At 40.4% G+C, this 17,561-nt stretch carries 9 protein-coding genes; 7 read left to right on the top strand and 2 right to left on the bottom strand.

What is annotated here, in order from left to right:
- The first annotated feature begins 144 nt into the window (after positions 1-144).
- From H6G77_RS26245 to H6G77_RS26235, 3 genes are all read left to right on the top strand, one after another.
- The gene (locus H6G77_RS26245; RefSeq protein WP_190873112.1) at positions 145-5,238 is read left to right on the top strand and encodes a PAS domain S-box protein; all 5,094 of its coding nucleotides are present in this window, start codon (positions 145-147) and stop codon (positions 5,236-5,238) included.
- Positions 5,231-6,445, top strand: coding sequence for an EAL domain-containing response regulator (locus H6G77_RS26240; RefSeq protein ID WP_190590916.1), 1,215 nt, complete (start codon positions 5,231-5,233; stop codon positions 6,443-6,445). The genes H6G77_RS26245 and H6G77_RS26240 overlap by 8 nt, the downstream gene beginning before the upstream one ends.
- Positions 6,446-6,644: 199 nt before the next feature.
- Positions 6,645-7,787, top strand: a complete 1,143-nt coding sequence (locus H6G77_RS26235; RefSeq protein ID WP_190674685.1) for a response regulator — start codon at positions 6,645-6,647, stop codon at positions 7,785-7,787.
- Between the two features lie 135 nt (positions 7,788-7,922).
- On the opposite strand, the gene H6G77_RS35400 is transcribed toward H6G77_RS26235, so the two are convergent.
- Positions 7,923-8,861, bottom strand: a complete 939-nt coding sequence (locus H6G77_RS35400; RefSeq protein ID WP_199331653.1) for a DUF6174 domain-containing protein — start codon at positions 8,859-8,861, stop codon at positions 7,923-7,925.
- 826 nt (positions 8,862-9,687) lie between these two features.
- Positions 9,688-10,422 (bottom strand): phosphoadenylyl-sulfate reductase, encoded by a 735-nt coding sequence (locus H6G77_RS26225; RefSeq protein WP_190590927.1) that lies wholly within the window; start codon positions 10,420-10,422, stop codon positions 9,688-9,690.
- Between the two features lie 161 nt (positions 10,423-10,583).
- On the opposite strand from H6G77_RS26225, the gene H6G77_RS26220 reads away from it, so the two are divergent.
- From H6G77_RS26220 to H6G77_RS26205, 4 genes are all read left to right on the top strand, one after another.
- Positions 10,584-11,423 (top strand): class I SAM-dependent methyltransferase, encoded by an 840-nt coding sequence (locus H6G77_RS26220; RefSeq protein WP_190873111.1) that lies wholly within the window; start codon positions 10,584-10,586, stop codon positions 11,421-11,423.
- Between the two features lie 245 nt (positions 11,424-11,668).
- Positions 11,669-12,589 carry a ribonuclease D gene (locus H6G77_RS26215; RefSeq protein WP_190873110.1) on the top strand — a complete coding sequence of 307 codons (921 nt, stop codon included), beginning with the start codon at positions 11,669-11,671 and terminating at the stop codon, positions 12,587-12,589.
- A gap of 225 nt (positions 12,590-12,814) precedes the next feature.
- A complete protein-coding gene (locus tag H6G77_RS26210; RefSeq protein ID WP_190873109.1) occupies positions 12,815-13,657 on the top strand; it encodes a tetratricopeptide repeat protein in 843 nt (280 codons plus the stop codon).
- A 472-nt stretch (positions 13,658-14,129) separates the two neighbouring features.
- Positions 14,130-17,513: a leucine-rich repeat domain-containing protein gene (locus H6G77_RS26205; RefSeq protein ID WP_190873108.1), complete on the top strand. Its 3,384-nt coding sequence runs from the start codon at positions 14,130-14,132 to the stop codon at positions 17,511-17,513.
- Positions 17,514-17,561: the final 48 nt, after the last annotated feature.

The raw sequence follows: 17,561 nt of genomic DNA, 5'->3' as shown, positions 1-17,561 counted from the left end.
TTGATTTCTTCATCCAAAATTTACATTATACTTACAGTATTTTTCATTAGGATAATATTATTAATTTACCTGCCCAATCCCAGAACATACGGGAATATATAAGTTGAGATAACTATTCATTGATGATAGCTATCGTGATTATCTATGTATACTCAAGAACAAAATCTCTGGCTCCACAGCTTAGAGGCTGTAATTGACTTTTCGCCACTAACGGTTCAGCCGGAAGCAACAGTATCAGAGGTAATCTCGCTGATGGCAAAGTGTGGTGTGGATGTGCTAGTAGCTTCAGTTTCCCAAGTAATAGGACGGTTGACAGCACAAGATGTGGTGAAAATTGTAGCTGCAAATATTGACTGTCAAAATACTAAAATTACGGATGTGATGCAATCTCCTGTAATTACACTGAAAATATCTGAATTTCAGGATATCACTGCCGTATTATCACTGTTACATCAGCATCAGTTAAATATTTTGCCAATTATTGATGAAGCAGGTCAACTAATCGGCACGGTTACACCCAAAAGTATTTGTCAAGTACTAGAACAATCAACTCAAAGCAGCGCCGAAACCGAAAGACTGCGTTTACTAGAGTCAGCCGTAGTCAATGCCAACGATTCAATTTTAATTACAGCCGCTCACCTCAATAACGGCCAGATAGAACCAAGGATAGTTTATGCCAATAGAGCATTTACGCAGATGACTGGCTACACCCTAGAAGAAGTCATGGGAAAAACACCGCGATTTTCACATGGTGAACAAACTAGCCCTACAGAAATGAATCGACTGTTTGCGGCTGTGCAAGCAGGGTTGCCCATTAGAACCGAGTTACTTAGCTATCGCAAGGATGGCTCAACTTATTGGGTGGATATGAACTTAGTGCCGATTAAAGATGATCAAGCACAAGTCACGCACTTTTTGGCTATTCACCGCAACATTACCGAGCGTAAATTGGCAGAAGCAGCATTACAGAAAAGTGAAGAATTATTTCGCCAATTAACCGAAAATATACCCCAAGCTTTTTATGTCTGGGATGCAACTCAACAAAAATTAGAGTATGTTAGCCCAGCTTATGAAAAAATTTGGGGGAGAAGTTGCGATCGCCTGATTGAAGATCCTCAATCATATTTTGCCGCCATTGAGCCATCAGAGCGCGATCGCGTCATGGCAGAGTTTCAAAAGTTATTCACTGGCGAATGTTTTGATGAAAGATACCAGATTGTGCGCCCTGATGGTGAGCAACGCTGGATTTCTAGCAAAATCTTTCCTCTCAAAAATGATTATGGACAAATCTATCGCTTCGTCGCTATAGATGTAGATGTGACTGAACGCATCCAAGCAGAAGCCGCCATGCACGAAAGCGAAAGAAGATTCCGGGCAATTTTCAATGGCACATTTCAGTTTTCTGGCTTACTCACTCCAGAAGGCAAATTACTCGAAGCCAACCAGACATTACTTGATTTTGGAGAACTACAAGCGCCAGATGTATTCGGCCAATTGTTTTGGGAAACTCCCTGGTGGCAGAGTTCACCTAGCATTCCACAGCAATTAAAACAAGCAATTGCGATCGCGTCCAGGGGAGAATTTATCCGTTACGAAGTCGATATTTTAGGTGCTAACCAAACAGTCCGCACCATAGATTTTTCCCTCAAACCCCTCAAAGATGAAACAGGCCAAATCATCCTCCTGATTAGTGAAGGACGAGACATCACCGAACTCAAACAAACACAAGCCGCACTCAAACAAGCCAACCAAGAATTAGAACAGCGAGTTAGAGAGCGCACCACCGCCCTACAGCAAACCAATCAGCAATTATTAACGGAAATTGCCGAACGTCAAATGATTGAAGCCCAATTACGGCAGTCTCAAAGTATGTTGCAATTAGTCATGGATGCCATTCCTCAAGGCATTATGTGGAAGGATTGCAATTCTGTGGTTTTGGGTTGTAATCGTAACTTTGCCACAATTGTGGGTGTGGAAAAACCAGAAGATATTATTGGCAAAACCGTCGATGAATTTCTGGCAAATAAATCAGAAGCAGACTTTCACCATGAATGCGATGCCAGAGTAATGGCAACTCATCAACCAGAACATCATCTGATTTCATACCAGCGACTAGTGAATGGCAAACACACTTGGATAGAAATTAGTAAAATCCCTATCCATGACGTTGCAGGTAATGTTATTGGCCTGTTGGGGACAGTAGAAGACGTTACAGAACGCCAACAAGCACAGGCTGATTTACAAATCAGTGAAGAACGCTTTCGTTTATTAGCCGAATCCATACCCCAGCATGTGTGGATGGCGAATGCCAATGGTAGCATCGAATACGTTAACCAAAAAGCTCTCGACTATCATAGCTGCACTCCAGAGCAGGTTTGTGGTTCAGGATGGCAGCAATGGGTACATCCCGATGATATACCCCAGTGTGTAGCAAATTGGCAAGCATCTTTAGCTACAGGTCAACTATTGGAAGGTGCGTTTCGCTTGCTCAGAGGCACAGATCAAACATATCGCTGGCATCTCGTACGAGCAATCCCTTGGCGAAATCAAGCAGGTGAAATTTACACTTGGTTCGGCACAAATACTGACATTGATGACCGCGTTACAGCCGAATTAGCTCTAAAAAACAGTGAACAACGCTTTCGTAACTTAGTTGAATCTAGCTACGATGTCATCTGGGAAGTGGATCTCAACTGTGTTTATACTTACGTCAGTCCCAAAATTCAAGACATTTTGGGTTACGAACCAGAAGCAGTTTTAGGAAAAACACCCCTAGATTTCATGCCAGCAGAATTGCATGAAACCCTAGCCCCCGGTTTTCAGGCAATTTTCGCCTCACCACAACCATTTAAATGTTTAGAAAACATCCAAGTTCATCAAGACGGACATTTAGTTTGGTTAGAAACCAGTGGCGTGCCGGTCTTTGATACAGATGGCAAATTCATTGGCTATCGTGGCACAAATCGAGATATTACTGAACGTAAACAAGCTGAGACAGTCTTACAAGCAACTCAACAACAACTCCAGGCAATTTTAGATCACTCGGCGGCGGCGATTTATATCTTCGATACCAACCATCGGTTTATGTTGGTTAACCGTTATATACAACAACTACTCAACATCACCCAAGAGCAAATTATCGGGAAAAGTGTTTATGATTTGTGGCCATTAGAAATTGCCGATGGGTTTGCAAAGAATAATCTTCAGGTAATGACTCATGGTTTGCCCATCAAAGTAGAAGAATTTGTCCCCCTAGAGGATGGAGTACGCACCTACTTTTCGGTGAAGTTCCCCTTAAAAGATGCCGATGGGGTGTGTTACGCGGTTTGTGGTTTATCTACAGATATTACAGAACGCAAATTAGCGGAGGAATCTTTAACGCGCTTTCAAAAAGCCATTGAAAGTACAAGTGATGCTGTGTGTATGTCGGATATCACAGGTAACATCACTTATGTTAATTCGGGATTTACGGAAATATACGGTTACACCATAGAAGAATATCAAGCGGCGGGCGGTTCAAAGAGTATTTTCAAGTATCCGCAAGAGTTAAATCAAGTATTAACTGCGATCGCCAATGGTGAGTCATGGCGGGGTGAAGTGACCATGCAAACTCGTCGTGGGCTGCTATTACACATTTATTTACGGGCTAACGCCATTAAAGATAGTACTGGTAAAATTGCCGGATTGGTTGCTATCCATACGGATATGACACCGCGCAAACAAGCCGAAGAAGGATTAAAACTCCGTGATCGAGCGATCGCCGCCAGCAGTAATGGAATTATCATTGCCGATGCCAGTATTCCCAACGGCCCAATTATTTACGTTAATCCAGCCTATGAACAAATGACAGGCTACAGCGCCGATGAAGTCATCGGTACAAGCTTTGGCTTATTCCAACGTGCAGATATGGAACAATCTGTTTTACAAGAACTCCATACTGCCATGCAAGTTGGTCGACCCTACACTGTAGTTGAGCGTAACTGTCGTAAAAATGGCAGTCTGTGGTGGAATGAACTCAACATATCTCCTGTCTACGACACGGATGGCATACTCACCCATTACATCGGCATTCAAACAGATATTACTGAACGCAAACAAACAGAAACAGCTTTATTAGTCAGTCAACAGCGACTGCAATACTTACTTTCATCCAGTCCGGCGGTAATTTACACCAGCAAAGCCGCCGCGAATTTTGGCCCTACCTTTGTCAGCAACAATATTAGCTCCATCACTGGTTATCAACCACAGGACTTCACAGAAGACCCTAACTTTTGGTCAAACCATATCCACCCCGAAGATGTGAAGCATGTGTTTGCCGAATTCAATAAAATCTTACAGCAAGAACATTACAGCTTAGAATATCGTTTTCTCCACAAAAATGGTACTTACCGTTGGGTATCTGACCAAGGTAAACTAGTCCGGGATGATGCAGGTAATCCAGTGGAAATGGTTGGTTATTTAGCAGACATCACACAACGCAAGCAACTAGAACAGGAACTCAGAGTTGCCCTAGAAAAAGAAAAAGAACTGAATGAACTGAAATCTCGGTTTGTTTCGATGACTTCTCACGAATTTCGCACACCGTTGAGTACGATTTTGTCATCTGCGGAATTACTCGAACATTATCGCCATAAATGGACAGAAGAAAAACAAATTACTCACCTGCATCGCATTCAAGCCGCAGTCAACCGCATCAATGAAATGTTGAATGATGTTTTAGTAATTGGGAAAGCAGAAGCAGGAAAACTAGAATATACACCCACAACCTTTGACTTAGTAGCTTACTGTCATCACATCATTGAAGAAGCACAACTCAATCAAAACAATCGCTGCTGGATTACGTTTACGAGTCAATATCCTGCTATATCATGCTGTATGGATGAAAAATTACTCGGACATATTCTGAATAATTTACTCTCGAATGCCATTAAATATTCTCCAGAGAGGAGTACTGTTAAATTAAACATAACTTGTACAAATGCACAAGTAATCTTAGAAATTCAAGACCAAGGAATTGGGATTCCTCCCGAAGACCTACCACATTTGTTTGAGTCTTTTCATCGTGCTAAAAATGTAGGCAATATTCTCGGAACTGGGTTAGGACTGGCAATTGTCAAGAAGTGTGTGGATATACATCAAGGTCAAATTGCTGTGACTAGTTCTTTGGGAGTAGGTACTACCTTTACTGTCTCTCTGCCATTAAATCACACAATGCAAATTGAGGAAAAAGATGATTAAAATCTTGGTGATTGAAGATGAAGAATCTGTCCGGGAAAACCTGTTGGATTTACTAGAAGCAGAGGATTTTCACACAATTGCTGCTGCTAATGGCAAAACAGGTGTAGATTTGGCATTTTCTGAGGCTCCAGACTTAATTTTATGTGACATGATGATGCCAGAAGTTGATGGCTATGGAGTATTAACAGCACTACGAAAAGACCCATTAACAGCAACCATTCCCTTTATTTTTTTAACAGCTAAATCTGCCAAGTCTGATTTTCGCCAAGGTATGGATATGGGTGCAGATGATTATCTCACTAAGCCATTTACGCGGGCAGAATTACTAAGTGCAATTATGAACCGCTTAGAAAGACAAGCTACTTTAAAAAAATATCTCTCTCATCCTACAAATTTCACTAAAACTGTTTCACCCAAAATTCAGTTGTTGGAAATGAATTTACAACAGGTGGTACAGAAACAAAAATTTCACGAATTTGAGGTGTATTATCAACCAATTGTGGATATCGCTTCTGGACAAATTGTTGCGGCTGAAAGTTTATTACGTTGGCAAAGTCCAGAATTAGGTTTAGTTACTCCCACAGAATTTATCCCAATTGCCGAATCTACAGGGTTAATTGTCCCGATTGATCAGTGGGTATTACAAAATGTTTGTAAACAAATTAAGATTTGGCATGATGTCGGCATTGCTTATTTGAAAATGACCGTTAACTTGTCGGTGATAGAATTTCATCAGCCAGACTTAATCCAAAAAATTACTTATTTTTTACACAATAATCATCTGGAACCCCAATATTTAGAAATTGAACTAACTGAAAGTATGATTATGCAAGACATCAATAGTGCGATCGCTACTATGAATAAATTAAAATCTTTAGGTTTAAAAATTGCTATTGATGATTTTGGTACAGGCTATTCTTCACTTATATATCTCAAAAACTTACCGATTAATACCTTAAAAATTGACCGTTATTTTATTCATAATGTAGCTGTTGATTATCAAAAATCAGCCATTACTAAAGCTTTAATTGAAATGGCACATAACCTAAATATGCAAGTAGTGGCTGAAGGTGTAGAAACAGAAGACGAATTGCATTTTTTGCGTGAGGCGCACTGTGATTATATGCAGGGTTTTTTATTTAGCCGTCCATTACCAGCACCAGAATTTGAGAATTTTTTATGGAGTAATCGACATTTATATATCTAAGTTTATATAAAATTTATAATCCCTGTTTTGATTACATGAAATTTTCGTATTTCTTAAAGATAATTAAATATATAATTCAATTGGTTATTTCAAGGCAAGATGGGTGCATATAGTGAAAAATTTATGTCATATCTTATTTATAAAAGCTATCTAAAACCTATTTTAAAAATTTTATACTTATTCACATTTAATTAAATATATGAATAAAATATTAGTGATCGAAGATGACATAAATGTGCGTCAAAATTTAGTAGATTTACTTTATGCAGAAAATTTCAACGTCATCACTGCCGAAAATGGTTACTTTGGTTTACAGTTAGCACAAACCGAAGTTCCTGATTTGGTGATTTGTGATGTAATGATGCCAGAAATCGATGGTTATGAAGTCCTAAAAGAATTACGCCAAAACCCGAAAACAGCAATTATTCCCTTCATTTTTTTAACGGCTAAATCAGAGAAACCAGACTTTCGCAAAGGTATGGATTTAGGCGCTGATGATTACATTGTTAAACCATTTTCTCGAACAGAATTATTAACAGCTATTACTTGTCGGCTAGAAAAACAAACAGCAATTTATCAACAAACTCAAGATAAGCTTGATAAATTACGTACTAGCATTACTTTGTCACTGCCTCATGAATTACGCACCCCACTGAATGGGATTTTGGGTTTCTCGCAAATTCTGATGGAAGAAAGTGAACTGCTAGATGCACCATCAATCAAAGAAATGGCAGAATTTATTCATCAATCAAGTCAACGTTTATTTCATTTAATTCAAAAATTTTTACTCTACGCAGAATTAGAAATTATTGCCACAGATCCCCAGCGAGTCAGGGAAATTCAAAAGCAGTCAACAGAGTTTCCTACACCAGTTTTGACGAATTTGATAGGTGAAAAAGTTAAAAATGCTGGCAGAGAAGATGATATGCAAATTGACTTATCGCCTTGTATTGTCAAGATTTCGGTGAGCAAGATTACCAGAATTATTGAAGAGTTACTGGATAATGCTTTAAAATTTTCTGTCAGTGGTACGCCGATTAAAATTACAGCAAAAACTATTAATAATAGCTTTAGTGTATCTTTTAGCGATCGCGGCCGGGGAATGAGCCGAGAGCAAATTGCGGAATTAGGTGCTTATCGGCAATTTGAGCGCAAACTTCATGAACAACAAGGTTCTGGGTTAGGCTTAATCATTGCCAAAAAATTAGCAGAACTGCACGGTGGTACCCTGAAAATTGACAGTAAGCCCTACGAATATACTATTGTGACTGTCACCCTTCCCTGCAATAGTGAGGAAGCGGAAGCATCTATCATGACTCAGCATTCAGCACTCAGTACTTAAAACTTATCAGACTACTCAGGGGTAGAGAATCTGAAATTTAGTTTTTTGTCAATGCGTCAGTCCTAGGTATGACTTGCAAAATAAAAGGAGTATACGATTGTACACCCCCAAGGATAATTTACTTTGTGCAAGAACTTACTTCAAAGGTTCAAGATTGCTAATAGTCAGATATATTTCTTCATCGGCAATTTGTTGGTTGTAATCAATATTAATTTGCGTCGGGTAGCCAAATTGCGGATCATATTTGATGTTGAGACTAGATGCTTTTTTGGCGATCGCATCATCAATTATGCCAAACAGTTTGGGAATTGAATTATACTGTTGAAACAATTCTGTATCAACTGGCTCGTTATTATTCACAGGTGTAATAGAAGCAACTTGATTATTACGCACTGTAATCACTACTGGTTGTGTCGCTTTGGGTAAACAGAAACAACTCCGGCTAAACGTAAAACGATAGTTATTTAGCTTTTGCTGATTCCACAATTGACGATTAACTTTGAGTTGGGTGGAATTAGCATCATTTGGATTTGGTGTTTGTTCATTTTTAGAACCAACCCAACGCTGAGAATTTACAACAGCATCGATTTTATTTTCTAAAGCTGTTAGTGCTTGCGGTGCGTTTGGTGAACCGAGATAATGATTAACAGTTTTCTGACGTTTACCGATAGTTAAAGAAGTAATTGCAGAAGGCGCATCTGTCCTTCCGCCTTGGTAGCTATTTGCTAATGAAAAATAGTTTACCTTATTAAATTCTGCAACTAATCTTCTTACTGCTTGGGGACTAATTCTGGCAGTTCTTTTACCGACAACTTTCACAAAACGCTCCCCTTCGTAGACAACTCTCCCATCAGGAAAGATGGTAATTTTATAAATGGGACAAGTACCATAGCAGGCTGTTCTTTGCAGAGTAATCAGCCCTGAGTTTGTCTTTTGATTATTTTGATTTAATATTTGTTGCTGAGAGTTCTGGGCAGTGATTTGTGGTAAATTGACTGTAGATTTTGCAAATACTTGGGTATTTAAAATTATAGATACAAGTAATCCTGTACCGATTACGATAGGCGATCGCATATATATTCCTGATAAACTAATGAATTAATCTTATAGACAAGACTAATTACAAAAAGTTTCGTTGACAGTTGATAGTTATTGTCGTGATCAACGCCTTACAGCATCAAAGGTTTAATCAGCTTGTCCATTGTCACCTTAAAAATTTCGTGGATCTGGTGATCAACGCCTTACGGCATCAAAGGTTTAATCAGCCAGATTTTAGCTCGCTATTAACACCTTCTAAAAGTGATCAACGCCTTACGGCATCAAAGGTTTAGTCAGAGCGCACTCGGAAATCCATATCCTGCCTGCCCTGAGATTTGATATTACAAGCACCTAGCACCCAGGAGCAATACAGAAAACAAATTTTTACCTAAGTCTCATTTTTTTGAACAGATGCTAATCTTGGAAGCCTTGTCTCATCTAGATTTCAAGCTCCTAAAATAAAATGCAAGCACCTTCAAATGATGTAAAAACCTTGGAAGTCAGTGCTGACAACAGTTATATGATTTTTTGATTGGTTTTTGAAAGGCACAGTCGTAGATCCATGCAAAACAGCTGCAAGATGTGAATATAGTGATGAAAGGCTAAAAAGTTGGGTAGCTAGTTATTGGTGTAGGGGTATAGGAGTGTATCCCGCATTTCTCACAAGCTTCAGGCGTTTGATGGGGCAGAGGGGCAGAGGTGCGGAGGGGCTGGGGAGAGAGTACCTTCATTCTCCCCAGCCCCCCTGCTCCCCTGCTCCCCTGCACAGGCTTTGAAAGGTGTGGTGAGAAATCCGGGTGTATGTATCCAAAAACCTTACACCCTATACCCATTTTTCACAGATAATTTTGGTGCGTAAGTCCTATTTTTGTAAATTCCCTAAGTGTAGACCACACTCTTTAGCAGTAGACTCTTCCCACCACCAACGACCTTCGCGTTCGTGCTGATTTGGAAGAACTGGTCTAGTACAAGGTTCGCAACCAATACTAATAAAACCGCGTTCGTGTAATTTGTTGTAAGGTACATCTAAAGCGCGAATATATTCCCATACCTGTGCCGAAGACCAGTTAGCTAAGGGGTTGAATTTAATTAACTGATGGTCTTCGGTAGAAAATGCGGTATCAACTTCAATGACGGGAATATGGTTGCGGGTGCTGGGACTTTGGTCTTTACGCTGTCCTGTCACCCAAGCATCCAAAGTATTTAGCTTGCGGCGCAGTGGTCTAACTTTGCGGATAGCACAGCATTCTTTGTGACCATCTTGATAAAAGCTAAACAATCCTTTTTCTTCTACCAAAGCTTGGACTTCTGCGGCATCAGGGAACATAACTTCTAGCTTAATGCCATAATGTTCTCTGACTTTATCTAACAACTGATATGTTTCTGGGTGCAAGCGCCCGGTATCGAGGGTAAAAACTCGGAAGTTTTTAGTGATTTTAGAAGCAATATCAATCAATACAACATCTTCTGCACCACTGAAAGAAATTGCCATGTTGTCAAAAGTGTCCAAGGCAAATTTGAGAATTTCTCTCGGTGATTTTTGGCTATATTCTGCTTCTAAAGCTGCAATATTTAAATCCGTATGGGCGGCTACCATGTTTGAATGTTCTCTTCTCTCTGAACTTGAATTTTACCAATTTTCAGATGCGGTTATACTAATTCTCGACCACGACTTACGGAAATTACCCCATATATTGCGCTAAAGCTGCAAGATGCGATCGCTGTTACACTGCAATTATCTCACTCTAGCCATACCCAATGCCCGATCAACTCCCACTCAGCGACTACAAGCAACAAATAGCTGACCTCTTTAATCGCAGAAGTCCAACTTATGATCAAAGCGAGTGGCATTTACAAATTGCTCATCGTTTGGTGGAATATGCCCAACTGCGTCCAGGAGATCAGGTATTAGATATTGCAACTGGTACGGCGATGGCTGCAATTGCGGCGGCTCAAGTTGTAGGCGCTGGAGGTAAGGTAGTTGGTATAGATATTTCATCGGGAATGCTGGAACAAGCACAACAAAAAGTCACAGCATTAGGGCTGACCAATATTGAATTTCAATTAGCGGATGCAGAATCCCTCGACTTTCCAGCTAACAGTTTTGACTGTATTTTGTGTTCTTCCGCATTGATTTGGATGGAAAATTTTCCAGGTGCATTACAGCATTGGCATCAATTTTTAAAACCTGGGGGTTTACTTGGGTTTCATGCCTTTGCAGATACCGCTTTTATTGCCAGTATTGTGGTGCAGAAAGTTTTGGCAAAGTATGGCATTGCTCTTTATTTAAACCAGCCTACAGGCACAACAGAAAAGTGTCGTCATTTACTAGAAACAGCAGGTTATGACTCCATTGAAATTATATCTGAGCAATATGGCAGTTATATTAGTTTAGAGCAAGCTAAGGCAATGTGGTTGGGTAGTTCTTATCCAGCACCGGGGCAATTTCCTAATCCTTTTTCGCAGTTATCAACAGTAGAAATAGAGCAAGTTAAGGCAGAATTTGAATTAGAATTAGCTGCTTTAGAAACTGCACAAGGAATTTGGAATGATATTACTACATTTTTTATCTTTGGGCGGAAACCAGTTATACAGTAGAATGCAGGAGTCAGAATTCAGAAATCAGAGTTTAAATAATACCAGTTGCATGTGAAGCTGCACAGTATTTTACCCCTCCCTAACCCTCCCCTTATAAAGGGGAGGGAACTAGATTCTCTTATTTCCCCCCTTGGAAAGGGGGGATTAAGGGGGGTAATTGATTTTTATATGCGTCTTCATATTAAATTGGTATAACCCGTAACACACCCTACTGGACTGTTTCAGAAATCAAATTAAACATTAAAATGCCTTACTTGAATACTGATCGTGCAATTCATAACATGATTGCTGAATATACTCAAGCTGCAACTTTGTGGATAGATACAGAAGTAGCTGATTATAATAGCCGAAATCCTAGGTTGTCGCTGATTCAGGTGTTAGATGATGCTGATGATATGAGTGGCGATCGCGTTTTTTTATTGGATGTATTAAATCAAGATGATTTGGTAGCTGATTTTATTCAGCAAGTAATGTTAAATCCGAATATTGAAAAAGTATTTCATAATGCCAGTTATGATGTCAAATTCCTCGGTAATAAAAAAGCTAAAAATATTACTTGTACCTTGGAAATCTCTAAAAAAATTCCTTATTATTTGTTACCAGCACCGAATTATCAACTCAAAACCCTTGCAACTATTTTATGTAACTTTCACGATATTGATAAACAAGAACAAAGTAGCGACTGGAGCAAAAGACCTTTATCAGAAGAACAAATAGACTACGCTTATCTTGACTGCATTTATCTTGCTCAAGTGCATAAACGTTTGTTAGAATTACAAGCAGAAGGTAATCCCGAACCAGATACAGAAGATTTAATAGTTCTGAATGCTAGATATACCCAAATAGAAGAACAATGGAAGCTATTAAACTCTGAATATGAACATTTACAAGAGCGCATTAAAAAAGCTATGCAGGCTCAAAATGTATCAGAAACATCTGCTTTTAAGTTGACAGCTTATGAACGCAAAACTGTAAAAGCCCAATTCTTAGAACTGGCAAGACTGGTACAAACTCAAGGATTAAATTTAGATTTTCCGATTACCTTGACTCAAAAGCTGCAAAAAGATTTAGGTGAAAATTTAGAACAATTATCTGTAGAGATAGATACATCTAATGCTTTGCGGCTAACTCCGAAAACTCAAGAAACTAATGGCGAAGATGAGTAGGAAGAGTGACTGATTTGAGTGCAATTCTTATTAATAAATAAGCAAGAACGTATAATTCATCACCGTTAAATTACCAGCTAAAACACAAAAAGTTGATAAACTTCCCGGTTAAGGCAAGAGTTAACCGTTATTAAACCTAGGGAATATCAGTTAAGTGTAAAATTCCAGAATTAAGAAAATTGGGTGCTAATTAAATCTAGGTGGAATGGTGGTTAAAAGCAACTTATGAAGCTGCGGTTATGGGAGCAAAAGCGGGTGAAGGAAAATAAAGCATTGGCTATGGTTGTGCTGACTGTGTTGAGTGCAATTACCCTTGTCTCTTGCAATCGAGATAAGAATGTTTTGGTGACAGAAATCGGCCTTACTCCTCCTAGCCGCCGGACTATTAAAACTTCACAAGCTGGGGCGCTGTATCTTCAAGGACAAAATCAGCACCTCAAAGGCGACTTACAAGCAGCGATCGCATCTTATACTAAAGCCATCAATCTCAACCCTGACTATAGTGCAGCTTATAAAGGGCGGGGACTGGCTTATTTTGATACAGGTGACAAACAAAAAGCCATCGATGATTATAACGAAGCCTTGCGCCTGTCTCCCAACGATGCCGAAGCTTATAACAGTCGGGGAAACGCCCGCGCCTCTTTGGGAGATAATCGAGGTGCGATCGCAGATTATACCCAAGCTGTTAAACTGTCACCCAACTATGCCGAAGCTTATAATAACCGTGCCAATGCCCGTGCAGCCATAGGTGAAAGGGATGGTTCCCTAGAAGATTACGACCAAGCAATTATTCTCAATCCGCGTTATGCGATCGCTTACAATAACCGAGGTAATGCTAGGGCGGCTCAAGGAGACAAACAAGGAGCCATATCCGACTACAACGAAGCCATACGCCTCAATCCCAACTTTGCACCAGCTTATAATAATCGCGGTAATGCCCGCGCCGCCCAAGGCGACAAACAAGGCGCTATGAAAGATTTAGAACAAGCCGCCGCCATTTTACAACGTCAAGGTAATAACGACTTGTATCAACAAGTCATGAATAATATGCAGGAACTTGGGCAATAGTTTAGGCGTTGTGTGTTGAAGTTGGGTTTACTTCGACCCTTTGACAAGCTTAGGGCGGCGCTGCAATCAGTAAACGAAATCGAAAATTTACAGTATGAAACCGTATCCCGCCTTGAACTAAAGTTCCAGGCTCATAGCCAAAGTCTACTGAAGTAGACTGGAATCAATTTTTCCTTGAGTCCTCTTGAGAGGACTTGCGCTATGAGACTCGGAATTTATTCCGAGGCGGGACAGATGCACTTAACCCAGATTTGTGTATAGCCGTAGCCTATGAGGAGAGGGGAATAAAACCCAGACTTTCGCCTTTTAGAAGCGGGAGAGGTCTGTCGAATTCACGTTTATTTAAAAACTGCGTCGCTAATCACAAAATATCAATGAGCTATCGCTACAAAGCGATGGTATAGAATTTTATCCTGATCCGCTAAAATCATCTTCAACAGTCTTCTTTCCTTTTAACCTTTAGCTTGGAATTATGACGCAGGATGAGTTGTTGGCACTGATAGAGCAAGCGGCGACTGAGGGTTGGCGAGAGTTAGACTTGTCGGGGCAAGATTTAGTTGAGTTACCTGGGGAAATTGATAAGTTAAAGCAGCTTGAGTCTTTGATTTTGGGAAAGAAGGTTGAAGGTTATGAATTCGTAGGAAACCGCTATCTCGAAAAGGTTTCAGGCAACAATTTAAAAACTCTTCCACACGAACTATTGGGTTTGCCTAATTTGCGTAAGTTGGATATTAGCGGCAATCCTTTAGAGAGCATTCCCGATGTGGTAACGCAAATACTACATTTAGAGGAACTTATTTTAATTCGAGTAGAGCTAACTGAAATATCTGATGCGATCGCTAAATTAACAAATCTGAGGCAGCTTGACCTCAGTAGCAACAAAATTACCGAGATACCTGATGCGATCGCGCAATTAACAAATCTGAGGCAGCTTGACCTCAGTCACAACAAAATTACCGAGATACCTGATGCGATCGCGCAATTAACAAATCTGAGGCAGCTTGACCTCAGTCACAACAAAATTACCGAGATACCTGATGCGATCACGCAATTAACAAATCTGAGGCAGCTTGACCTCAGTCACAACAAAATTACCGAGATACCTGATGCGATCACGCAATTAACAAATCTGACACAGCTTTACCTCAGTTTCAACAAAATTACCGGGATACCAGAGGCACTAGCGCAATTAATCAATCTGAGGGTAGTTGACCTCAATTCCAACCAAATAACAGAGATACTAGAGGCACTAGCGCAATTAACCAATTTGAGGGTAGTTGACCTCGGTTCCAACAAAATTACCGAGATTCCAGAGGCGCTGGCGCAATTAACCAATCTGACAGAGCTTCACCTCTATGACAACGCAATTACCGAGATACCAGAGGCGCTGGCTAAATTAACCAATCTGACGCAGCTTATCCTCTTTTTTAACCAAATTACCGAGATTCCAGAGGCACTGGCGCAATTAACCAATCTGACGGAGCTTCACCTCAGTTCCAACCAAATAACCGAGATACCAGAGGCGCTAACTAAATTAACTAATCTGACACAGCTTGACCTCGGTTCCAACAAAATTACCGAGATACCAGAGGCGATTGCAAATTTAACCAATCTGACGCACCTTGACCTCAGTAACAACCAAATAACCGAAATCCCAGAGGTGATCGCAAATTTAACTAATCTGACGCACCTTGACCTTAGTAACAACCAAATAACCACAATCCCAGAGACATTGGATAAATTAACCAATCTCACCCAGCTTTATCTTAGTGGCAACCAAATCACCGAAATCCCAGAGGCGATCGCAAATTTAACCAATCTCACCCAGTTTTACCTCAGTGGCAACCAAATAACCGAGATTCCCATAGAAATTCTTCATTCACACGACGCACAAAATATTTTTAATTACTTGAGGCAAATTCGCACAAGTAAAACTCGACCATTACACGAAGCTAAAATCCTGCTTGTTGGACAAGGTAGCGTCGGCAAAACATCCCTCATCGAGCGACTAATCCGCAATAAATATGATAAAAATCAACCCCAAACCGACGGACTGAATGTCCAAACTTGGAACGTGTCGGTGAATAGCAAAGACATTCGCCTGAATGTTTGGGACTTTGGCGGACAAGAAATTTACCATGCTACCCATCAGTTTTTTTTGACTAAGCGCAGCCTCTATCTCTTAGTTTGCAATTGCCGCACCAGCGAAGAAGAAAACCGCATTGAATATTGGCTGAAATTAATTGAAAGCTTCGGCGGACAGTCACCCGTGATTATTGTTGGCAACAAAAGAGACGAACAACCCCTCGACATCAACCGCAAAGCATTACGCGAAAAATATCCCAATATTCAAGCCATTATCGAAACTTCCTGCCAAGACAATATCGGTATTGATGAACTCCGCACCGCTATTTTTCAGGAAATTGCCAACCTCAAAGAAGTCTACGACCTTCTACCCCTCTCATGGTTTGAGGTAAAACAACAACTCGAATCAATGCCCCAAGACTTCATTAGCTACAGCAACTATATTGGCATTTGCTACGAAAACAAAATTCCCGAAGAACAAAACCAAGAACAACTTATCGACTTGCTGCATCGACTCGGCTTAGTTCTCAACTTCCGCGACCATCCCATCCTCAAAGATACCAACGTCCTTAAACCCAACTGGGTGACAGAAGGTATTTACGCACTTCTCAGCGATGAAATTCTCAAAACTCAAACCAAAGGTATTTTCACCCCCGCCGACCTCAGCCGTATTCTTAATCCAGAACGTTACCCCATCCAGCGCCACAATTATCTGATTGGGCTAATGAAAGAATTTGAGCTTTGCTTTGCCCTGGAATGTCACCCACCACAATTTTTGATTGCCGGACTTCTACCCAAAGACCAACCAGAAGAAACAGAATTAGAAGGGGAAACCCTAGAATTTCAATACCATTACAAAGTTCTCCCAGAAAGTATTATTTCTCGTTTTATCGTCAACACCCACGAAAAAATCTATAACCAAGTCTATTGGCGCAGTGGCGTAATGCTGCAATATCAAGAAAACAACGAAATCTATAACATTGCGCGGATAAAAGCCGACCCTGAAGACAAAAAAATCTTCATCGCCATTAGCGGACGCAAAGAAACCCGCCGCTTATTTCTCGGTATCCTCCGCCATGACTTCCAAAAAATCCACAAAAGTCTCCCCAACCTCGAAATCACCGAATGGGTTCCCGTCCCCGGCTATCCCAATCATCCCCCCCTCGACTATCAAGAACTCTTGGGACTTGAGGCAATGGGTGAAAGCACAGTTACTATCGGCAAATTAAAATTAAAACTGAATTTACGTCAACTTTTAGACGGCTACGAATCATTAGAATCGCGGCAGAAATTACAAAGAGTCGGTTTAGAGAGCGATCGCCTGACAATTGTCAACAAGATTTACAATAGCAACCAAGCAGAATATAAACCTATGACACAAAACACAAACAACTTTCACAACTCAAACATTGCCAACTTTGCCAACCAAGTCCAAGATAACGCCAGTCAGCAAGCCTCGGATTTCACTCAAACCAGTGGCGCAAACATCACCGAAATTCTGCAACTAATCGGCAACCTACGCCAAACCGCCGCCCAATTTCCGCCAGACATCCGCGACGACATCACTATCGATATTGATGATGTAGAAGCCGAAATTCACAAGCCAGAACCAGAACGCAATAAACCCAAACTCAAAAAGCGTCTCATTGCTTTACTTACTGCGGCTGGTTTAATTGCTGGTCATATTGCAGGTATCACAGATTTTACAAATAATGTTATGGAAATAGGCGACAAATTAGGGATAGAACTACAGCTTCCTGCTGGAAAGTAGGCTTTTCTAACTCCCTGTTGTGTACAGAAAAGTTAAGAGAATAGTAAG

This window comes from Aulosira sp. FACHB-615, from assembly GCF_014698045.1.
GTDB lineage: Bacteria > Cyanobacteriota > Cyanobacteriia > Cyanobacteriales > Nostocaceae > Nostoc_B.
The sequence above is the reverse complement of the archived record's forward strand: the minus strand, read 5'-3'. Positions and strand labels throughout refer to the sequence as shown.